Raw genomic sequence first — 20,457 nt, forward strand, 5'->3', positions numbered from 1 at the left:
GGTCTTGCCGGACGGGACATGGCGGCGCTCGCCATCGGCCTGCGGGAGGGGATGGATGAGGAGTATCTCACCTATCGCATCAGTCAGGTGGCTTATCTCGGCGAGCGGCTGGCCGAGGCTGGCATCCCCATCCAGACCCCCACCGGCGGTCATGCGGTCTTTGTGGATGCCAAAAAGCTGCTGCTCCATATTCCGGCCCATGCGCTCGCCTGCGAGCTCTATCTGGAAGGGGGCGTGCGCGGGGTGGAGATCGGCTCCCTGCTGCTGGGGCGCGATCCCGCCACCGGCAAGCAGGAGGCGGCGGATTTTGAGTTGCTGCGCCTCACCATTCCGCGGCGGGTCTACACTCGGGATCGCATGGACTATGTGGCCGACTGCCTGATCGCAGTGAAAGCGCGGGCCAGCGACATTCGCGGGCTCACCTTTGACTACGAGCCGCCGCTGCTGCGTCACTTCACGGCGCGGCTGAAACCGGTCTGATCAGCAACCGGTCAGACTGGGTGATTAACAGCGCCAAGCCGTGAGGATCACCGGCGATTCCCGGTTAAATGGCCAAGTAAAAAAGCCCCCGCACCAAGGTGCGGGGGCTTTCGTTTATCGAAGCAAAGCCGGGGTCAGACCGCCAGATACTCCAGCTCGACCGAGCCCAGCGCCTTGAGGGTGGACTGGGCGGAGTCACGCTGGCTGATCTGGCCGTTTTTGTTCTCCAGCAGCACGGCGCGGCGGATGGTGGCGAGATCTTCGCCGTTAAGCACCGCATGGGCACAGGCCATCTGCATCGGTGGCAGGCTGGGGTTGAAGGCGGCGTTCTCGGCGTAGCGGCCAGAGAAGATGCGGCCATCGGCAAACTGCAGCGACACTGCGGCATAGCCCTGGCTATAGGGGGCGTAGCTTTGACGGGCAGCAGCCAGCGCGGCTTGCCACAGCGGGTCTTCGCTTTGAAGCTCAAGCTCGGCGTGATCCTGCGGGCTCATCAGCGCATCTGTGATGTCGAGATCCGCCGGCCCAAACGAGTGGGGCAGGAAGGATTGCAGGGCGCTCAGGTCATCGGGCAGGGAGACCTTCAGGATCTTGGCGGTGCTCAGCTCGTTCATGAACTGACGGCAGTGACCGCAGGGGGTGTAGTTGACGGTGATTTCAGAGATCCCGGTCTCGCCACCCAGCCAGGCGTTGGAGATGGCGGACTGCTCGGCGTGAACCGAGTGGAACAGACCTTGTCCCGCAAACTCCATGTTGGCGCCGAAGTACCAGGTGCCGCTCAGGCCGCAGGCGATGGCACCGACATAAAACTTGGAGATGGGCGCGACCGAGCAGGCGGCGGCCAGCGGCAACAGGGCGAGGCGCAGTGCGCGATCATCGAGACCTGTGGCGGCTTTCAGGGTGGCGACTTGCTCCGGCGTGAAGCGGGCGTTGAAGTCGGCACTATCCAGCATGGGCTGCACGGCTGCTTTGAGCGGGGCAGAGAGGGTATCGAATGGCTTGGCAAAACGGGGATGCATAGTGTGTCCTCAAAGGCCAATTGGGCGGCCATTGTAGGGAGCAAGCTCGGGTAAATGTGTGAGCAGGCTCACGCCCTGACGGGCAAACGGAGGGGGATGGTAATGGAAACGTTTGTCTTGTGCAAATTGTGCGGCAGGTCGCACCCCGACAGCGCTGCAGAGCCGTCGGGGTGCTTAATCATCGGTCAGGTGAGCCAGTGATAGATGGCAAAAAGGAGGGGAGCGACGGCCGCGGTGAGGATGCCGCACACCACCATGGCGAGCGATGCAAAGGCCCCCTGGGTGATCCCCTTCTCGGCGGAGGTGGCGGTGCCGATGGCGTGGGCACAAGCCCCCATGGCGAGCCCTTGCGCTTCCGGATCGGTCACTTTCAGCAGTTTGAGCAGTGGATAGCCGATCAGCGCGCCGACAATCCCCACCACCACCACCACGGCGGCCGCGATGGCGGGAATGCCGCCGATGGACTGGCTGACGCTCATGGCGAGCGGGGTGGTGATGGATTTGGTCGCCAATGAGGCGAGCAGCGCCGGATCTGTGCCCATAAAATGACCGATCAGCAGGGTTGTGCACACCGAGATCAAGACGGAGGCGAGGGTACAGATTAGGATGGGCTTGAGCTTGGCCTGAATTTGGCGCGCCTGCTGATAGAGCGGCAGCGCCAGCGCCACTACCGCGGGCTCCAGCAGCATGGTGATGGGGCTGCTGCCGCGCTCGTACTGCTCAAGGGGCAGATCAAACCAGAGCAGCAGACCGATGATCACCGCGGTTGGCACCAGCACCGGATTGATGATGGGCCAGGGCAGGCGGCGATAGAGGGCGCGGGTGGCGAAATAGAGCGCCAGGGTCAGGGGAATCGCTAGCCAGAAGATCATTTGTTCATCCTCTGGTAGAGCCGACCGACGGTGGCGAGGATCAGCACGATCCCGAGCACGATGCAGAGCATGATGACGCCGAAGGATTGGCGCAGGGGCTCAAGCCAGGCCACCAGTCCGACCGCAACCGGCACGAACAGCACACCCATGTGGCGCAGCAGCAAGCCTGCCCCCAGCTCAACCCAGTGCAGCTTGATCAGTTGCAGGGAGAGCAGCACAAACAGCAGCAGCATGCCGATGATGCTGCCGGGAAAGGCGAAAGGCAGGATGGCTGCCACGGATTTGCCAGCCAGCAGGCAGGCGACGATGACCATAAAGTCACGAAAGTACAGCAAGGCGCGTTGCGCGATCACGTGAACCTCATCGACTGGGAAGAAAAATCGCAGTTTACCAGAGAGGCCGGGTCGCGGCATTAAAACAATAACAACTGAAATCAGTTCATTTGAAGCTGATTTGATTGGCATTTTTTGAAAAGTGCCTGATAGAACTCTTTTCAAACTACAAGGAGTAGTGATGACATCCCTCTTGTCCCGAGTTCGCCAGCTGGCGAACGATAATGCGTTGCCACCCCATCTGCTGCAAACCCGTCAGTGGGAAGGGCCTCTGTGCCGGGTGCGACTCGACAACACCGGCGCTGATGCCACATCAGTTGAGCGCTGGGTACTGTTTGATGGCAAGCTTGGCCTGCCGGTGGAGAGCGCCATCTATGGCGAAGGATTCCAGATGCTGGCCCAGACCATGGGTAGCTGGCAATCACCGCAACATGTCGGCCGTTGCCCCGATGCCAGCGTCTATCGCATCACCGATGACAATGGCTATCACACGGTCCACAACCTGCTGCTGGTGGAACATGGCAAGGGGTGGCTGCTGCTCGCCTTTGCCAGCTGCCACCGTTTTGGCGGGGAGTTTCGCCTCTACCCGGATGGTCGGCTGCAGATCCTGATGAACTGCGAAGGGCGGGAACTCGCGGCCGGTGAGCACTGGCAGAGCGAGGCGCTGATCTGCCTTGAAGGGGCGGATCGCGAGGATCTGCTGGCCGAGCTGGCACGGATGATCGAGGTCGAGCATGGCTCGCTGATCGGTAAGGTGAGTGATCGCCCGAGCGGCTGGTGCTCCTGGTATCACTACTACGCCGAGGTGAGCGCTGCCGACATTCGCGAGAACCTGCAGGTGCGTGCCGAGCGCTTCCCGGCCCTGCGCTATGTGCAAATAGACGATGGCTATCAGGCCAAAATGGGTGACTGGCTCACCCCGTCGGCCAAGTTTGAGCAAGGCGTGGCGTCGCTGGCCGCCGAGATCAAACAGGCTGGCTGCGAGCCTGCCCTCTGGGTCGCCCCCTTTATTGCCGAGCCAACTTCGCAGGTGTTTCAGGATCACCCCGACTGGTTCGTAAAGGGGGATGACGGCTTGCCGCTCCCCTCCGAGCGAGTGACTTATGGCGGTTGGCGTTGCACCCCCTGGTATGTGCTGGACGGTACCCACCCCGAGGTGCAAGCGCACCTTGAGCAGGTGTTCCGCACCCTGCGCGAGCAGTGGGGCATCCACTACTTCAAGCTCGATGCCAACTTCTGGGGCGCTATCCACGGTGGTCGTTTCCACGACCCGGCCGCCACCCGGGTTGAGGCCTATCGACGCGGCATGGCCGCCATCTTGCGCGGCGCAGGGGAGGGAGCCTTCCTGCTTGGTTGCAATGCCCCCATTTGGCCAAGTCTTGGCCTGGTGCACGGTATGCGGGTGAGCGATGACGTGGAGCGCAACGGCCACCGTTATCGCCAGATCGCCCGCGAGGCGTTCTGCCGCGCCTGGCAGAACGACAAGCTTTGGGCCCTCGACCCCGACTGCATCTGTTTGCGGGATCTGCCAACCCAGCAAGCGAGTCAGGCTGAATACAGCTTCCATCTGGCGGCACTGGTGGCAAGCGGCGGCATGATGCTGGCAGGTGATCGACTGCAAGATCTCGATGAGGAGCAGGCGGCGCAACTGTGCAAGCTGCTTGCGCTCTGCGCAGCCCGGGCACCCTCTGCCCGTTTCGAGTCGATGGACTTTGCCTGCGGCGAAGTGAGCCTGCCCGAGGGGGGCACTCTGCTCTGCCTCTTCAACTGGGAGGGGCAACCACAGGAATTCTTGCTGCCGGAAGGGGGAACCGATTTCTGGCAGGGGCAGACTGTCGGTACGGCTGTGACCCTGCAAGGGGGCGAAGGGCGGGTGATCCACTACGTCTGATAAGGCACGCCTCTCAAACAATTCAGGCTCCTTCGGGAGCCTGAATTGTTTGCTATTTGGGTGAGCTGTGTCAGTAACGCCACTCGACGCCAGCCGCGTATTTGGCTGAACCATAGCCCGGGATATCGCTGCCCGAGGTGATGGCCTTGAGGGTGAGATTAGGGGTGATTGGCATACCAAAGCCAAAACCGATAGCCAGCCGATCGTTGGGGTTACCCATCACATCGACCCGCATCACCCGGTAAAGCGACATATCTTCGCTCAGATGCACATAGGCCTGAGACGCGCGGTTATAGGCCTGGCCAAACACCTCCAGCTGAAAGCCGGACTGGGCGGAGATGACCAGCGGCACCCCGACAAACTTGTAGAGGTTGGAGTTGTTGAAGTAGCTGTTGGTGACCTGAGGCGTAAAGTCGGTCTGCTTGTACAGGGTGCTGAAGCTGTGCTCAACGATGTGATAGGTCTGCTCCGGCAACAGCGCAAGGTAGTCCGGCATATCGAACCGGTATGCGGCGTTGGCTGCCAGCGGCAGCAGGGCCAGTAATCCCAGCAGAGCGTGGTGACGAGGCATCAGCAAATGGCTTCCGTTTGATAGGGGCAAGGCACAGGGGATGCAACATATTGGTTTTTGAGAAGATCCCCTTCGTCATTATGACTTGAAGAAGGGGATTGGCGAGGAGGATTTAGTGTGAAATCAATCACAACTCATAAATCTTCCAGATAGTGGTAGAGACTCTTAAGAATCGCAAAGTTTCGTTCGTTACCCTGATTCTGTTCTGCCAGCGCTTCGAGGCGCGGTACATAGTCAGGCAGACGGTTGCTGAAGTAGTCGCTGCAGTGCAGGCGCCAGCGTTTCTGTTCCGCTTCACTCAGGGTGTGCGGCCAGTTGCGGGCGCGGTAGCGAAACAGCATCTCCGGCAGCCGTGAATCGGTAAAGGCGAATTCGCGCTCGCCCAGCAGATCTGCCGGGGTGGCACGCACCAGATCCATGGTGGACTTGTCGCCGTGACCGAAGAAACCTGCGTAGAGCTGGGTATCGGGATCGCCGTCATTGCTGCCCGAAAACTCCTGATTGAATACTTCCACCAGTTTTTCCCGCACTTCTGGGTGGGCGCGCAGCAGATCCAGGCTCTTGCGGCACTGCTCCCGATCGATGCCCAGTTCGTCGGCTCGCTCTGCCGTCAGGGTGGCGGCCGGTGCAAGTACCGGGCATTTGTTGATATGTACCAGTTTGACCGGAATACCGGCCAGCTCCCCCAGCTCCTCTTTTTTGGTGTAGAGCCGCTCGCGGATCTCTTCGCTGGAGAGCTCGATAAGCGGGGTGGGGTCGCGGGTCAGATCCACCATGATCACCGCGTTCTGGTTGGTGGGGTGCCAGGCGAGCGGCGAGACCCAGCTTGCACACCCTTGCCAAGGTGAGAACATACCGGAGACGTGCACCAGCGGTTTCATGGTCACCACGTCGATCAGTGCCTTCACCTTGTTCTTGTTGCGAAGGTCAAACAGGTAACCGAACAGCTTGGGTTGGGCCTTTTTCACCAGTTTTGCCATCTCGATGGTAGCCAGGACGTCAGAGAGTGCATCGTGAGCATTGGCATGGGCGACGCCGTTGGCGACCGTCAGCTTCTCCAGCCGGAAACTCGGTTTGCCCTCATCGTCAAAGGCCCACTCTATTCCTTCCGGGCGCAGGGCGTAGCAGGCCCGCAGCATGTCGAGAATGTCCCAGCGGGAGTTGCCGTTCTGCCAGGCGTAGGCATAGGGGTCATAGAAGTTGCGATAGAGGGTGTAGCGGGTCACTTCATCATCGAAGCGGATGCTGTTGTAGCCCAGCACGCAGGTATTTGCCGTGGCGAACTGCTCGTGGATCTGGCGAATGAAATCCGCCTCGCACAGCCCGTCCTTCATCGCCTTTTGTGGCGTGATACCGGTGATAAGGCACGCCTCCGGATCCGGCAGGTAGTCCGCTGGCGGTTTGCAGTAGATGACCAGCGGCTCGCCAATGATGTTGAAATCCGCATCGGTACGAATACCGGCAAACTGCGACGGCCTGTCCTTGGCGGGGCTGATGCCGAAGGTCTCGTAGTCGTGGAAATAGAAGGTCGGCTCGCTGCCGGCGTGTGCTGTTTTGCTCATGTTGCTCGAGATGAGGTATCCGATGACGGCGGCTGGCGCCTGGGTGGATGGTGCCATGCACCGCAATAGCCAGCATGGTAAACCATAGCGCAGGCAGAACGAAGGGTTGGGCCCCCATTCGTCGCTTTATTAGACAAGGGAGCACCTGTGTTCACCAGTAACAAAACGCTGATTTGCAAATGTTCCGGCGGTAGGAGGCTGCATAGGTACTTTTCCCGGTAATCCGCTGCCAAATCACACTTTTTGTCTGTCCACCAAGGCCAAGAGGAGGGCTGTTGACTAAATTGTTTATATGGGCAGGGTAAAACGGCTCCTCTGATAACAACATGGCGGCATGGGATAGTGATCATGGACAGAACGCTGACGGAGAAGAACTCGTTCTCATTGCAGGTAGATCTCAGACAGGTGGTATATGCCTTGTCTGCGTCGCTGGATCTGGTGGGGATTGGCGATGTGGCCCATGGTAAACGAGTCGGGATCATGGCGGCCGAGTGCAGTCGGGTACTGGGGATGGACGATGCGGAACGCCGACTGCTCTTCGAGTTGGGAGTCCTGCATGACATCGGTGTATCATCAACAGCCATTCACCACCATCTGGTCAGCGAGTTTGACTGGGAGTCGTCGCAGCTCCACTGTGAAGTAGGGTATCAGCTATTAAAGGACTTCCGGCTACTTGCCCCTTTGGCGCTTCCCATCCGTTATCACCACACCCACTGGAAGTTGCTGCGCCATTTACCCGATTTGGACAAGAAAATTGCCCGTCAGGCCAACCTCATCTTTCTGGTAGACCGTTGTGATGCGCTGGCGGCCCCTCACTATAGCGACGGGTCGCTCTTGATGCATACCAACGAGATCCGCGAACGGCTGCAGGGTTATGGCGGTGAATTTTTTGACCCCGAGCTGGTTGCGGCATTCCTGCAAGCTTCTCGCTCGGAGGCATTCTGGCTCCAGCTCGAGTCGCGCTCCATCAATGATTACATGCTTGAGATGCTGCAAGAGCGCGAACCTTGCACGACGACCAATGGCGAGCTGAAAGCATTGGCGCTGATTTTTTCGGGCATTGTCGATGCCAAAAGCTCGTTTACCATGGCTCACTCTTTCGGCGTTGCACGTCTCTCGCGGCTGCTGGCTGAGCGTATGGGGGTCAGTGCCATTCATTGTGACATGCTGGAGATCGCCGGATTACTGCACGATCTCGGCAAGCTGCGAGTGCCGGATGAAATTCTGGACAAACCGGGGCGATTAACCTCCGAGGAGCGGGCCATCATCAATACCCACAGTTTCGAGACCTATCAGATCTTGCGCCACATCGAGGGATTCGAAGAGATTGCGTGCTGGGCCTCCTATCACCATGAAGAACCGAATGGAGAGGGATACCCGTTTCATTTGCCTGCTTCGGCGATGGCACTGGAGGCGAGGATCTTGCGGGTGGCCGATATTTTTCAGGCCATGGTGCAGGACAGGCCGTATCGTCAGGGTCTCTCTGCTGGCGAGGCGCTCTCTTTTATGAAGCAGTTGGTACGAGAGGGGCGGGTTGATGGTGAAGTTGTCGCCGTTCTGGCTGACAATCTGTCGCAGATGGTACAGGCTGCCATTCCAACGGTAGAGGAGGTGCATGCGTACTGCTGACCTGCTCTGGCTTCCAGCTATGCTTGGAATAAGCCGTGCACGGTGCCGATATTCACGCGCAATACGCAGGCTTGACTGACCACCATAGGGGAGCAGATATGGAATCGCTAAAAGCCAGGGATTATATGCAGAGCAGACCCATCACCTTTAAAGCGGACATGATGGTGCAAGCGGCAGTCGAGAAATTTTTGAACAGCCACCAGCTGGGGGGGCCGGTGACCGATGAGAAAGGACGTCTGATCGGTTGGATCTCCGAGCAAGATTGCATCGCGGTAATGCTCAAGGAGGCGTATCACTGTGAACAGGTGGCACAGGTGCGGGATGTGATGCGCAAAGAGGTGCTGACGGTGGGGCCAGATACCAGCATCCTGACTCTGGCTGAGATGATGATGGGACAGAAGCCCAAGATCTATCCGGTGGTAGAGGAGGGCAGGCTGCTCGGGGTGATCAATCGCCACAATGTGATGCAGGCGATCCACGCTCAGCTCACTACCTGTTTTGTCCATAGCCACGGCTGAGTGCTGTGTCTCTATGTTGAAGCAGGCCAATGGCCTGCTTCGTTATTTTGGGAGACAGCAAGTTCGCCGACCTGATGCGTTCAATGGCGCAAAGGGGCCTACTCGTATGCCCCGAGCTTCATGTTAAGGCTTGCACCTCTCCTTCTCGCTCTTTAGGATCTGCCCCAGCTATCGATATGGCCCCCTTGCCGGGCACTCTTTTAAGGAATTCGTACCTTGTCTCTCTCTATCGAGGCGCTGCGCCGCCGTCTCTCTGCCTGCATGAACCTTGACGCCCGCCGTCTATCCAGCCGTCTGCACGGGGTCAAAAAGTTGCCCGAAGGCAAACAGGCTGCCGTGCTTGAGACCATTGCCGCCGATCTGGATGCGGCACAGGCGCGTTACCAATCCCGTCTTGCGGGCGTACCCAAGGTCACCTATCCGGATAACCTGCCGGTAAGCCAGAAACAGGCGGAGATCGCCAAGGCGATCAGTGAACATCAGGTGGTGATCATCGCCGGTGAAACCGGCTCGGGCAAAACCACCCAGATCCCCAAGATTTGTCTGGCGCTGGGGCGCGGAGTGAAGGGCTTTATCGGCCACACCCAGCCGCGTCGCCTCGCGGCCCGCACCGTGGCGGCACGTATCGCAGAAGAGATGGAGTCCGAACTTGGGCATTACGTAGGTTACAAGGTGCGATTTACCGATCAGGTGAGCGAGCAGACCCACATCAAGCTGATGACCGACGGTATCCTGCTGGCGGAGATCCAGAACGACCGGATGCTCACCCAGTACGACACCATCATCATCGATGAGGCCCACGAGCGCAGCCTCAACATCGACTTCATTCTGGGCTATCTCAAACAGCTATTGCCCAAGCGCCCCGATCTCAAGGTGATCATCACCTCGGCCACCATAGACCCGCAGCGCTTCTCCCGCCATTTCAACAAGGCGCCGGTGATCGAGGTCTCCGGTCGCACCTATCCGGTGGAGGTGCGCTACCGTCCGCTCACCAGTGACAAGAGCGAAGGGCTGGAGGAGCGCGACGAGCTGCAGGGGATCTTCGATGCGGTGGAAGAGCTGGCCCGCGAAGGGTTGGGGGACATCCTCATCTTCATGAACGGCGAGCGGGAGATCCGCGATACCGCCGATGCCCTGCGCAAGCTCAACCTGCGCGATACCGAGGTGCTGCCGCTCTACGCCCGCCTCTCCAACGCCGAGCAGAACAAGGTGTTCCAGCAACACGCTGGCCGGCGCATTGTGCTCGCCACCAACGTGGCGGAGACCTCGCTGACGGTGCCGGGCATCCGTTACGTCATCGATCCGGGTACTGCCCGTATCAGCCGCTACTCCTGGCGCACCAAGGTGCAGCGCCTGCCTATCGAGCCGGTCTCCCAGGCCAGCGCCAACCAGCGTAAAGGGCGTTGTGGCCGGGTGGCGGACGGTATTTGCATCCGCCTCTACTCCGAGGAGGATTTCAATAGCCGTCCCGCCTTTACCGACCCCGAGATCCTGCGCACCAATTTGGCCTCGGTCATCCTGCAGATGTTGGCGCTCGGCCTTGGCAACATGGAGGCGTTTCCCTTCGTCGAGCCACCGGAGTCGCGCCATATCAAGGATGGCCTGACTCTCTTGAAAGAGCTGGAGGCGGTGCGCGAGCTGCCCGCCACCGGCGATCGCGAAGCCAAACTGCAGCTGACCGAAACCGGTCGCCAGCTCTCGCGTATCCCCCTTGATCCGCGTTTGGCGAAGATGGTGATCAGCGCGGCGCAGACTGGCTGCCTGAGCGAGGTGATGGTGATCACTGCCGCCCTCAGCATTCAGGATCCCCGCGAGCGACCCATGGAGAAAAAGCAGGCCGCCGACGAGCAGCACAGACGCTTTGAGGACAAGGATTCCGACTTCCTCGCCTTCGTCAATCTATGGAACTACCTGAAAGAGCAGCAGGATGCCCTTGGCAGCAACTCGTTTCGCCGCATGTGCCAGAAGGAGTTTCTCTCCTACCTGCGGGTGCGCGAATGGCAGGACATCCATTTCCAGCTGCGCCAGACGGTCAAGGAGCTTGGTTTTAAAGCCAACCATGAACCGGCGGATTTCAAGACGGTGCACTGCGCGCTGCTGACTGGCCTCTTGAGCCATATCGGCAACAAGGATCTGGAAAAGCCCGAGTTCCTTGGTGCTCGCAATGGCCGTTTCCACCTGTTCCCAGCCTCGGGTCTGTTCAAGAAGCCGCCCAAGTGGGTGATGGCCGCAGAATTGGTGGAAACCTCGCGCCTCTACGCCCGTATCAACGCCAAGATTGAACCCGAGTGGGTGGAGCCGCTAGCGGGTCACCTCATCAAGCTGCACCACAGCGACCCCCACTGGTCGAAGAAAAACGGTGCCGTGATGGCCAAGGAGAAGGTGACCCTCTATGGCTTGACTCTGGTCAACGAGCGCACCATCAACTTCAGCCGTATCGATCCGGCGCTGTGCCGCGAGCTGTTTATCCGCCGCGCCCTGGTGGAGGGGGATTTCGAGACCCGTCACCGCTTCTTCAGCGACAACCGCAAGCTCCTGGCCGAGGTAGAGGCGCTGGAGCACAAATCCCGTCGTCGCGACATTCTGGTGGATGACGAGGATCTGTTCCGCTTCTACGATGCTCGCTTGCCTGAGGAGGTGATATCAAGCCGTCACTTCGACAAGTGGTGGAAAGAGGCGCAAAAGCGGGATCCCGAGCTGCTTAACTTCGAAAAAGAGATGCTGATGAAGGGAGATGCGGCCCACATCAGCGATCTCGACTACCCCAACTTCTGGCAGCAGGGGCGCCTCAAGCTCAAGTTGACCTATCAGTTCGAGCCGGGGGAGGCCGCCGATGGCGTGACCCTGCATATTCCGCTGCCGCTCCTGAATCAGGTGGAGGTGAAGGGGTTCGAGTGGTTGATCCCGGGGCTGCGTCACGAGCTGTTGGTGGCCCTCATCAAGTCGATGCCAAAGCCGATGCGCAAAAACTTTGTGCCGGCGCCGAACTATGCCGATGCGCTGCTTGCCAGTATCAACCCCGAGCAGGGGCCGCTGTTGGACGAGATGGAGCGCCAACTGCGCCGGATGACCGGCGTCACCGTACCTCGCGAATCCTGGGATTGGGCTGCGGTGCCCGATCACCTGAAACTCACCTTCCGAGTGGTGGACGACAAGCACAAGAAGGTGGCTGAAGGGAAGGATCTGGAGGCATTGAAAGAGTCCCTGCGCGGCAAGGTGCAGGAGACCCTCTCGCAAGTAGCGGACGATGATATCGAGCAGTCCGGTCTCACCCTGTGGAGCTTTGGCGAGCTACCGCAAGAGTACAGTCAGAAGCGGGGCGGGTTCGAGGTGAAGGCCTATCCGGCCCTGGTGGATCAGAAGGATTCGGTCGCCATCCAGCTGGTGGAGAGCCCGGTGGTGCAGCAGCAGCTGATGTGGGCCGGTCAGCGTCGGCTGGTACTGCTCAACGTACCATCGCCCATCAAGTATCTGCAGGAGAAGTTGCCCAACAAGGCCAAGCTCGGGCTCTATTTCAACCCGTTTGGCAAGGTGGCCGAGCTTATCGACGACTGCATCGCCTGCGGCTGCGACAAGCTGATTGAGCAGCACGGCGGCATGGCTTGGGACGAGGCCGGTTTTGAGGCGCTCAAGGAGTATGTCCGCGCCGAGCTCAACGATGCGGTGGTGGAGGTGGCCAAGCAGGTGGAAGCCGTGCTGACCCTCTCCCATGAGATCAAGAAACGGCTCAAGGGCAAGATGCAGCTCGACACCGCCTTTGCCATGTCCGATATCCAGCAGCAGCTGGGCAACCTCATACACAAGGGCTTTGTCACCGAGACCGGCTGGCAGCGGCTGCCTGACTTGCTGCGCTACCTGCGGGCCATCGAGCGTCGTCTCGAGAAGCTTGCCATCGATCCCAACCGGGATCGGGTCTACATGCTCAAGGTGCATAGCGTAGAGTCGGAGTACAAGGCGCTGCTGGCCAAGATCCCCAAATCCCAGCTTATTCCCACCGAGGTGGCCAATATCCGCTGGATGATAGAGGAGCTGCGGGTATCGTTTTTTGCCCAGAATCTGGGAACCCCCTATCCGGTGTCGGATAAACGGGTGCTGAATGCTATCGCTCAGTGCTAAGCTGCTATCTGTCTGTTTTAACTGCGTGATATAGATTGTGGGAAGGGGCTGCCAAGGTGGCGGGACCTTTTAAACGGAAGTCAGGGAGGCAAGGATGCTGGGGATCTGGTTGAGTATGGCGCAGGTGGTGATCAGCGGTTACCAGCCTATTGCAGAGCAAACCTGGGTGCAGTTGAACCCGGAGTATTACCCCTTGGCGCGCAAGCCACCCGCTATGTTTGTGGCATGGCACGGCAACCAGTTTCCGCCGCTGGCCCAGAAACAGAAAAATGGTCGCTGGCAGATCCTCTTTCCTGCCCGTCTGGTACCCCCCTTTGATCTGTTCGAGGGGGAGGCCGAGCTCTCCAAAGCTTATCTGGCAAGGTTGCGGCGCATCGACGAGATGGCTTATGGCGTTGCATCCGTTCAGGCTGTTGCTGCAGTGCAGCAGCAGGGTCTCTCTCCGTTGGATGAAAATGGGCCGCTTGCCCCCTTTATTGCCGAGTTCAGTGCCGCGCATACCATACCGGTTCAGCTGGCGGTAAGGCCTCGCTACGAGGCGGAGCCGTTGCTGGCGATGTTGGGGAGCGTTGCGCGTGAATCGGTAAACAATGCTGATATCCAGCTGGCTGCTGCCACCACCACCGATAGCGTCACCCTTACGCTATCGGCCCCGGCGGCAGGAGGTGAGCGTGCAGTGTGCCATCAGGTGGTGGCTGGTGAGACGCTGTGGCGCATAGCGAACCAGCTCTCCAGTGCCATGGGGGCCGATACGTACAGCTATTTGCTGGCGTTGGTGGCTGAAAATCAGGCGCGACTTGGCCATAGTATCCGGGTCAAAACCGGGGATGGTCTCTACTGTCCCCGCGCCGAGACGCTGGCGCAGTTTGATGCTCTGAGCCCGGCCCAGCGGCAACAGCAATTTGCCCGCCTTGAGCAGGGGCGTTAAAGCACGGGATGAGCCTTGTATCCGCTATTGGCCCATGGTAGTATTCGCGCTCGTTTTGCGAGGTGCTGACCGGTCGCAGTTAGCACCATAAATTCATCTAAAAGAGATACATACTATGTCTTTCGTATTCCAAGCCGAAGTCCGTTCTGACCTGGGGAAAGGTGCGAGCCGCCGCCTGCGTCAAGCTGACCAAGTTCCTGCCATCGTTTACGGTGCAGGTAAAGAAGCTCTGTCCGTAGCTGTTGACCACAAGAAAATGGTCCTGGCTCAAGAGAAGCCGGAATTCTATGAGTCCGTACTGACTCTGGTCATCAACGGCGAAGAAGTTAACGTAAAAGTGAAAGCTATCCAGCGTCACCCGGTACGTTACAAGCTGGTTCACCTGGACTTCGTTCGCGTCTAATCGCGAGTTGTCAGGTTGAAGAAAAGCCACTCTCAGGAGTGGCTTTTTGCTATCTGGCGTTTGGTTGTTTTTGCAATGTGAGAAGAGGACCTGTTTGCCCTCTTGCTTCATTAACCTAGCTGGTTCAGCGCCTGCTGACAGCGCTGTTCGGCGGCATCCAGCTCCAGCAGCACCATTCTGATATCTTCCATCTGTTGCTGCAGCGTTTCACGTTTATCCGTTACCAGTCCCAGCATGGTTTGCAGCTGGGTACGGCTGCTCTTGTCGGCATCATAGAGATCAAACAATTCGCGGATCTCGGCGAGGCTGAAACCAAGGCGTTTGCCACGCAGGGTCAACTTGAGGCGAACCCGATCCTGCTTGCTGTAGATGCGGGTCTGGCCCTCTCTGGCGGGATTGAGCAATCCCTGATCCTCATAAAAGCGGATACTGCGCGTCGTAATATCAAATTCCCGAGCCAGCTCACTGATGCTGTAGCGCCGGGCTTCATCCCTGTTTTTGTTCATACAGACTTCTTGGCGAACTAAATCCTGCTGGCACCTTACCTAAACGTAAACTGCACTGCAACTCTTGTTCCCGTGACCTAGAAAACCTATGTTATGGCCATGTAACAAAAAAGAGGTTGGCAAATGGATATTGCGATTGTGGCGGCAAAACGGACTCCGATGGGGGCATTTCAGGGGGCATTGGCAGAGGTGACTGCGCCTGAGTTGGGGGCCTGTGCCATTGAGGCTGCGTTGCAGCAAAGTAGTCTGCATCCTGAGCAGATAGACGAAGTATTTATGGGCAACGTGCTGTCGGCTGGGGTGGGGCAGGCTCCCGCCAGGCAGGCCATGTTGAAAGCGGGATTACCGCCATCCATACCCGCAACAACAGTCAACAAGGTGTGTGGTTCAGGTATGAAGGCGGTGATGCTGGCGGCAGATTCCATCCGGCTTGGTGACAACAGGGTGGTGGTCGCAGGCGGCATGGAGAGCATGAGCCGAGCCCCCTATCTGCTGGACAATGCCCGTAGCGGCTTTCGGATGGGGCATCAGCGGGCACTGGATCACCTCTTTCTTGACGGGTTGCAGGATGCCTATGATGGCCAGCTGATGGGCATCCATGCCCAGCGCAGCGCTGATCTGGCCGGTTTGACCCGCAGTGCCATGGATGAATTTGCCCTGGCATCGCTCCAGCGTGCCCTTGATGCCCAGCAGGCTGGCTCTTTTAGTTCGGAGCTGGCACCTTGCCATCGTGAGGGGCGTTTTCTGCTGGCAGAGGATGAGCAACCTGGCCGCGGACGGCCGGAAAAGATACCAACGCTAAAACCGGCGTTTGGTAAAGAGGGAACCATTACCGCAGCCAATGCGAGCTCCATTTCGGATGGTGCAGCGGCGCTGATATTGATGGATAGCGCTACGGCAGTTGCCTGGCAGGTGCCGGTATTGGCAAGGATCGTCGGTTATCAGAGCCATGCGGCCTTGCCGGCGGAGTTTACCTCGGCCCCCATTGGCGCAATATCCAGGCTGCTGGAGCGGCTAGGCTGGTCAGTGGATGAGGTGGATCTCTTCGAGATCAACGAGGCATTTGCCATGGTGACCATGTTGGCTATGGCGGGGTGCGCTATCCCCCATGACAAGGTCAATGTATACGGTGGGGCCTGTGCAATGGGGCATCCGCTCGGAGCGAGTGGCGCCCGTATTATGGTCACCCTGATCTCGGCCCTTCGTCAGCGAGGAGGAAAAAGGGGGATTGCCTCTCTGTGTATCGGAGGGGGAGAGGCGACAGCGATCGCGGTGGAGATCGATTAATCGGTTGCTTCCATCGCCTGCAGCTGCTCGTTGACCCAGGTGGTCGCAGCCAGATAGAGGTGACTGACCTTCTCCTCGCTCAAGCCAAGCTTGGCCGTTCTGGCTGTGACCCGTGACCAGTTGGCATTTTCGTAGTCTTCGCAAAACGCGAGGTAGAAGCCGAGATTGCCCTTGCGCTCAAGCAGTGCCAGCCGGATGGCATCGATCAGCGGAATGGTGCCGAGCAGCTTGTCCATCGGCTGCTCCATCAACACATCCAGCAGGGAGAAGAGGCCGGTGATAAAGGCCTGTGGCGCTTGCTGGGTCGGGGCATGAGCATGGGCTAGCAGCTCACAGAAACGTGCTCTGATCAGCGACATCTGATAGAGCTCTGCACTCTTGCCCTTGCCTGCACTGGTGGCAGCCACCAGCGAGACAAAACGCTTTAGCTGGGTGTTGCCAAGGTAGATGGCGGCCTGGCGAAATGAAGAGATGGGATTGGTGTGTCCCTTGAGATGGTTGACGTAGCGCAGCAGCTTGAGGGAAAGGGAGATATCCTGGCTTAGCAGCTGTTCGATCCGGTTGATGTCAGGTTCGGACTGATTGACTACGTTGAGCAGTTGCATCACGACGACTTGGGCTGGTTCCATGGTCGCTTGCTTGACCATCTCGGGGCGACTGAAGAAAAAGCCTTGAAATAGCTGGATCCCCAGCTGCTTGACCCGCTCGAATTCCGCCTTGTCTTCTACCTTCTCGGCCAGATAGGTAAGATTCATGCTTTGGTGGCGCTGGATGAACACCTTGATCTGCAATAGCGGTGTTGCCCGCAGATCGAACTTGATGATCTTGATAAAGGGGAGGAAGCGCTCCCAGTCTGGCGACATGGTGAAGTCATCGAGCGCTAGCGTATAGCCCAGTTTATGGAGCTGTTTGACCTTCTCCAGCAGGGCATCGTCCGGTGCTGCATCCTCCAGAATTTCAATCACCACCTTCTCGGGGGGGAGGCACTCTGCCAAGCCATCCAGCAACAGGGAGTGGGGGAAATTGATGAAGCAGGGGCGGCCGCCCAGTAGCTGATCGATGTTTTGTTGCAGGAACTGTTCAACGACAAGACTCGACGTTGCTTGCCGTGAGGAGATGCTCGGGAAGACATTATTCAGGCTATCGCGAAAGAGCAGCTCATAGGCGTAGGTATTAAGGTCTCTGTCGAGAATGGGCTGTCTTGCAACGTAGGAATACATGCCTGGCTCCGATATGGGTACTGGCTTGATTTTATGGTGTTGCAGAACACTATGCCAGTCCTGACCCTATTGAGTAAGGCAATAATTGGCATAGTGTTTTTCTGTCAGAGCCGAATTTAGAAGAGATAGCTCATTTGTAAACCAGCCAGCCAGGCATCCCCTTCAGAAGTGCCCTGGAAAGTTGATGTCGTTAGCGGGTTGCCCGGTTGCAGTTCCATCTTCTCGGTGACATCGACCTTTTTACCGTCGATCAGGGTCAGTCCCAGATCAACAGTCAGATTGGGGGTGAACTGATAACCCATGCCGAGGCTGTACCAGAGACGATCGGCATCCGGTATGGAGATGGTACGGCGATCTGCAGGTACCGGACTTGCATCATAAGCGACCCCGGAGCGCAGTTGCCATTGGGGGGTCAGCTGATAGGTCATGCCAATGGCATAGCGCCAGCTATCTTCCCAGTGTTCATCCTTGATATGCATGTTGGACATGTTATCGAGATCTGCTTCCAATTGAACAAATTTGCTCCAGTTAGTCCAGTTCACACTGCCGTGGATCGCCAGGTTGTCAGTCAACTGGTGAACGGCGGCCAGTTCGGCAGTGGCTGGCAGCGGTAGATCCAGACTGCCTGTGTCTTTTAGCTCTTTGCCGCTCGGTGTACCAATGATAGCGTCGCCAGATAACCTCAAATTGACATCATGGCGATAGGAGAGGCCGATGCGGGTCTGTTTGGATAGTTCCAGCAAGGTGCCGATATTCCATCCCCATGCCCAGCCATCCCCCTGCAAATGCTTGGCGATAAGATTGCGGGAGGGGAAAGTGCCACCGACTTCGCCTTCGCCCTGAATAGCAGAGATCCCGGCACCAATTGACCACATCTCATTGATGCGATAAGCGAGTGAGGTACCCAGATCCATGGTTTTTATATCGGAGACATTGCCAAAGTGACCGGCACTGTAGTTGTCCGGCATCTTGACACCGAGACCGTAATAGGAAGTGGCCGAGAACCCAAGACGCCACTGCTCATTGAGTGGAATGATGAGATAGGCGTTGGGAACCCAGGCTGCGGCCGCGATATCTCGTGCAGTCGCATCGGCATGGGTCAGCAACCCCGTTGTTTTTCCTTCGATATTTACGTCAGGGCTGACGTAAATGGTTCCGCCCGAGAGTGCAATCTTGTCAAAGCGAGTCATGGCTGCCACGTTGCGAGATAGAACGCTGGCATTGTCCGCGATAGCTGCTTCTCCGGCAAAGGCTCGGCCAAGCCCGGTTGCCGATTGTTCAGCCAGCTGGAAACCTGCGGCATGGGTGTGACCAGCAATCACCAGCAGGGAAAGGGCGGATAGTTTGAGAGTGGAATGCATGAGTTATCCTTGCGTGAATCCCGAATGTTCAGTTGGCCATATCATTGAAGGCGGGATTTTATATGGTACGACCAGCAAGGCAACGGTGATGGAGTACATCTGTTAAAAACGGGATTAAATGCTGATGAAACTAGTTCTAATAGATTGATTAAAAAAGAAAAATGAACAGGTGTGTGCTACATGTGTGCGCTGAAAACGGGGGTTTGCATAAAAAAAGAGCGCCTTGCGGCGCTCTTTTTAATTGCTCAACAATCAGAACTTCATGTTGAACTGGGCAGATGCCAGGAAGGCGTTGCCGTGGGAAGTGCCCTGCCAGCGTGGGTTATTCACTGTGCCATCATGGCTTACGAGGCCTTCGTTTACATCAACCTTCTTACCATCCAGATAGGCCATACCGAAATCAACACTCATATCAGGGTTGATATGGTAGGTGGCGCCAGCACTGTACCAGATACGATCAGAGTCGGGGATACTCAGACTACGGTACTCAGCTTCGATAGGGGAGTTGTCATATGCAAAGCCCATACGTGCTTCCCAGGACGGGTTGATGTACCAAGTGCCACCGATAGAGTAACGAACAGAATCTTTGAATTTCTCATCTTTTTGCAGGCAGACACCTTTTGAACACTGAGAACTGGTTGCTTTCAGCTCTTCAAAGGCGCTCCAGTCAGTCCAGTTGACAGAGTAGTGGACGGCAAACTGCTGGTTCAAACGGTGATAACCTGCAAACTCGGCTTGAGCTGGCAGGTCCAGTTTCAGGTTTCCGTCAACAGTTTTGTAGTTAGAGCTGGTGCCGTTAAAGTCGCCATCAAAACTGAGATCCACTTGGGAGCGATAGGTCAAAGCAAAACGGTGGTTTTCGTTAACTTCATACAAAGTACCAACGTTCCAGCCGAAGCCCCATGTATCACCCTTCAGCCCTGCAATTTTTGTATTAGCAGAATGCTGTACGCCTGTTGCCGCAGTCAATGTAGGAGCCAAAACCCCTGCATAACGATTCAATTCGGCTTCAGCGTACACCGCGTTGATACCGGCACCGATGCTGAATTGTTCGTTGATGCGGTAGGCGATATTCGGGTTGATATTGAAAGTTAAGAGCTCTGTATCACCAGCGCCTGATCCTGCAGCAAAATTCTTGTCGTACTCGGTAGAGAGACCGTAGTTGGAGAAAAGCCCAATACCCCATGCCCACTTATCATTCAGCGGCTGAATGAAATAGGATGCAGGGACGAACGCGGCAGGAGCAATATCGGATGCTGACGCATCACGATTGAAATAGTTAGGAACTGTACCTGCTTTTGTGGTCAGATTTCCGCTGGTTTTCCCCTCAACATCCACATCCGGCTTGATATAGGTACCGGATACAGAAACTGCCATCTTGTCGAAGGTAGTCATGGCAGCAGGGTTGCGGGCCAGAACAGAGGCGTTGTCGGCAATGGCTGCTTCACCAGCATAGGCACGACCCAGACCGGAGGCTGAGTGCTCGTTCAACTGGAATGCCGCTGCATGGACTTGACCGGTGGCCAGCGCAATGGTGGCGGCAATCAGGCTCTTCTTAAACATAGTTGTCGTCATGGTGGTCTCTCTTGTAGGCAGATTTTTTTGTCGATATTGGCGGCATGTTCAATGCAAACCTCGACAAAATCCGTTTTTATTTCAGCTTCTTCCGAATCAATTCTGGCGTGATTCTATGTATCTGGTAGGAGGTAAGAAATCAGACCAGTGACAGCAGAATACATAAAAGTGATCGATCTGTTAATCA

At 57.4% G+C, this 20,457-nt stretch carries 17 protein-coding genes; 8 read left to right on the forward strand and 9 right to left on the reverse strand.

The genetic code is table 11. The features are described 5' to 3' along the window. Positions 1 to 480, forward strand: a 480-nt coding sequence (locus AACS24_RS06935; RefSeq protein WP_258223125.1) for a beta-eliminating lyase-related protein, incomplete at its 5' end; no start/stop codon positions are given. Between the two features lie 134 nt (positions 481 to 614). On the opposite strand, the gene cdd is transcribed toward AACS24_RS06935, so the two are convergent. The 3 genes from cdd to AACS24_RS06950 all read right to left on the reverse strand — a co-directional run bounded on the left by cdd (position 615) and on the right by AACS24_RS06950 (position 2,724). After that, positions 615 to 1,499, reverse strand: a complete 885-nt coding sequence (cdd, locus tag AACS24_RS06940) for a cytidine deaminase (protein WP_108572841.1) — start codon at positions 1,497 to 1,499, stop codon at positions 615 to 617. 185 nt (positions 1,500 to 1,684) lie between these two features. Further along, positions 1,685 to 2,371, reverse strand: a complete 687-nt coding sequence (locus AACS24_RS06945) for an LrgB family protein (protein WP_108572843.1) — start codon at positions 2,369 to 2,371, stop codon at positions 1,685 to 1,687. Then, positions 2,368 to 2,724, reverse strand: coding sequence for a CidA/LrgA family protein (locus AACS24_RS06950; RefSeq protein ID WP_005333279.1), 357 nt, complete (start codon positions 2,722 to 2,724; stop codon positions 2,368 to 2,370). Before AACS24_RS06950 ends, AACS24_RS06945 begins: the two co-directional genes overlap by 4 nt. A 160-nt stretch (positions 2,725 to 2,884) precedes the next feature. Here AACS24_RS06950 and AACS24_RS06955 point away from each other — a divergent pair, with 160 nt between their 5' ends. Then, positions 2,885 to 4,594 (forward strand): glycoside hydrolase family 36 protein, encoded by a 1,710-nt coding sequence (locus AACS24_RS06955; RefSeq protein WP_108572845.1) that lies wholly within the window; start codon positions 2,885 to 2,887, stop codon positions 4,592 to 4,594. Positions 4,595 to 4,664: 70 nt separating this feature from the next. Here the strand turns inward: AACS24_RS06955 and AACS24_RS06960 are convergent, their stop codons facing one another. Continuing rightward, positions 4,665 to 5,165, reverse strand: a complete 501-nt coding sequence (locus tag AACS24_RS06960; protein ID WP_033112635.1) for a hypothetical protein — start codon at positions 5,163 to 5,165, stop codon at positions 4,665 to 4,667. 134 nt (positions 5,166 to 5,299) lie between these two features. Then, positions 5,300 to 6,727 (reverse strand): exodeoxyribonuclease I, encoded by a 1,428-nt coding sequence (gene sbcB / locus AACS24_RS06965; RefSeq protein ID WP_108572879.1) that lies wholly within the window; start codon positions 6,725 to 6,727, stop codon positions 5,300 to 5,302. A 348-nt stretch (positions 6,728 to 7,075) separates the two neighbouring features. Here sbcB and AACS24_RS06970 point away from each other — a divergent pair, with 348 nt between their 5' ends. The 5 genes from AACS24_RS06970 to rplY all read left to right on the forward strand — a co-directional run bounded on the left by AACS24_RS06970 (position 7,076) and on the right by rplY (position 14,321). Beyond that, positions 7,076 to 8,356 (forward strand): HD domain-containing phosphohydrolase, encoded by a 1,281-nt coding sequence (locus AACS24_RS06970; RefSeq protein WP_108572847.1) that lies wholly within the window; start codon positions 7,076 to 7,078, stop codon positions 8,354 to 8,356. A 98-nt stretch (positions 8,357 to 8,454) separates the two neighbouring features. Continuing rightward, on the forward strand, positions 8,455 to 8,874 hold the full coding sequence (locus AACS24_RS06975) for a CBS domain-containing protein (RefSeq protein ID WP_033112626.1): 420 nt from the start codon (positions 8,455 to 8,457) through the stop codon (positions 8,872 to 8,874). 216 nt (positions 8,875 to 9,090) lie between these two features. Next, positions 9,091 to 12,990: an ATP-dependent RNA helicase HrpA gene (gene hrpA, locus AACS24_RS06980; protein ID WP_108572849.1), complete on the forward strand. Its 3,900-nt coding sequence runs from the start codon at positions 9,091 to 9,093 to the stop codon at positions 12,988 to 12,990. A 94-nt stretch (positions 12,991 to 13,084) separates the two neighbouring features. Continuing rightward, on the forward strand, positions 13,085 to 13,918 hold the full coding sequence (locus tag AACS24_RS06985; RefSeq protein WP_108572851.1) for a hypothetical protein: 834 nt from the start codon (positions 13,085 to 13,087) through the stop codon (positions 13,916 to 13,918). A gap of 115 nt (positions 13,919 to 14,033) precedes the next feature. Beyond that, positions 14,034 to 14,321 (forward strand): 50S ribosomal protein L25, encoded by a 288-nt coding sequence (rplY, locus tag AACS24_RS06990; protein ID WP_084059506.1) that lies wholly within the window; start codon positions 14,034 to 14,036, stop codon positions 14,319 to 14,321. A gap of 110 nt (positions 14,322 to 14,431) precedes the next feature. Here the strand turns inward: rplY and AACS24_RS06995 are convergent, their stop codons facing one another. Further along, positions 14,432 to 14,827: a MerR family transcriptional regulator gene (locus AACS24_RS06995; protein ID WP_033112630.1), complete on the reverse strand. Its 396-nt coding sequence runs from the start codon at positions 14,825 to 14,827 to the stop codon at positions 14,432 to 14,434. A gap of 123 nt (positions 14,828 to 14,950) precedes the next feature. Between AACS24_RS06995 and AACS24_RS07000 the strand changes: the two genes are divergently transcribed. Then, positions 14,951 to 16,114: a thiolase family protein gene (locus tag AACS24_RS07000; protein WP_108572853.1), complete on the forward strand. Its 1,164-nt coding sequence runs from the start codon at positions 14,951 to 14,953 to the stop codon at positions 16,112 to 16,114. On the opposite strand, the gene AACS24_RS07005 is transcribed toward AACS24_RS07000, so the two are convergent. From AACS24_RS07005 to AACS24_RS07015, 3 genes are all read right to left on the reverse strand, one after another. Next, positions 16,111 to 17,334: an EAL and HDOD domain-containing protein gene (locus AACS24_RS07005; RefSeq protein ID WP_033112632.1), complete on the reverse strand. Its 1,224-nt coding sequence runs from the start codon at positions 17,332 to 17,334 to the stop codon at positions 16,111 to 16,113. The genes AACS24_RS07000 and AACS24_RS07005 overlap by 4 nt on opposite strands. 116 nt (positions 17,335 to 17,450) lie before the next feature. Next, a complete protein-coding gene (locus AACS24_RS07010; RefSeq protein ID WP_108572855.1) occupies positions 17,451 to 18,695 on the reverse strand; it encodes an OmpP1/FadL family transporter in 1,245 nt (414 codons plus the stop codon). Between the two features lie 252 nt (positions 18,696 to 18,947). Then, positions 18,948 to 20,270, reverse strand: coding sequence for an outer membrane protein transport protein (locus AACS24_RS07015; protein ID WP_108572857.1), 1,323 nt, complete (start codon positions 20,268 to 20,270; stop codon positions 18,948 to 18,950). Positions 20,271 to 20,457: the final 187 nt, after the last annotated feature.

The organism is Aeromonas sp. HMWF016 (genome assembly GCF_963878195.1).
GTDB classification, from domain to species: Bacteria; Pseudomonadota; Gammaproteobacteria; order Enterobacterales; family Aeromonadaceae; genus Aeromonas; species Aeromonas lacus.

Excerpts from the sequence above, each read along its gene's own strand:
- cdd (WP_108572841.1), bottom strand. The coding sequence starts at position 1,499 with ATGCATCCCCGTTTTGCCAAGCCATTCGATACCCTCTCTGCCCCGCTC.
- AACS24_RS06945 (WP_108572843.1), bottom strand. The coding sequence starts at position 2,371 with ATGATCTTCTGGCTAGCGATTCCCCTGACCCTGGCGCTCTATTTCGCC.
- AACS24_RS06955 (WP_108572845.1), top strand. The coding sequence starts at position 2,885 with ATGACATCCCTCTTGTCCCGAGTTCGCCAGCTGGCGAACGATAATGCG.
- AACS24_RS06960 (WP_033112635.1), bottom strand. The coding sequence starts at position 5,165 with ATGCCTCGTCACCACGCTCTGCTGGGATTACTGGCCCTGCTGCCGCTG.
- sbcB (WP_108572879.1), bottom strand. The coding sequence starts at position 6,727 with ATGAGCAAAACAGCACACGCCGGCAGCGAGCCGACCTTCTATTTCCAC.
- AACS24_RS06970 (WP_108572847.1), top strand. The coding sequence starts at position 7,076 with ATGGACAGAACGCTGACGGAGAAGAACTCGTTCTCATTGCAGGTAGAT.
- AACS24_RS06975 (WP_033112626.1), top strand. The coding sequence starts at position 8,455 with ATGGAATCGCTAAAAGCCAGGGATTATATGCAGAGCAGACCCATCACC.
- AACS24_RS06985 (WP_108572851.1), top strand. The coding sequence starts at position 13,085 with ATGCTGGGGATCTGGTTGAGTATGGCGCAGGTGGTGATCAGCGGTTAC.
- rplY (WP_084059506.1), top strand. The coding sequence starts at position 14,034 with ATGTCTTTCGTATTCCAAGCCGAAGTCCGTTCTGACCTGGGGAAAGGT.
- AACS24_RS06995 (WP_033112630.1), bottom strand. The coding sequence starts at position 14,827 with ATGAACAAAAACAGGGATGAAGCCCGGCGCTACAGCATCAGTGAGCTG.
- AACS24_RS07000 (WP_108572853.1), top strand. The coding sequence starts at position 14,951 with ATGGATATTGCGATTGTGGCGGCAAAACGGACTCCGATGGGGGCATTT.
- AACS24_RS07005 (WP_033112632.1), bottom strand. The coding sequence starts at position 17,334 with ATGTATTCCTACGTTGCAAGACAGCCCATTCTCGACAGAGACCTTAAT.
- AACS24_RS07010 (WP_108572855.1), bottom strand. The coding sequence starts at position 18,695 with ATGCATTCCACTCTCAAACTATCCGCCCTTTCCCTGCTGGTGATTGCT.
- AACS24_RS07015 (WP_108572857.1), bottom strand. The coding sequence starts at position 20,270 with ATGACGACAACTATGTTTAAGAAGAGCCTGATTGCCGCCACCATTGCG.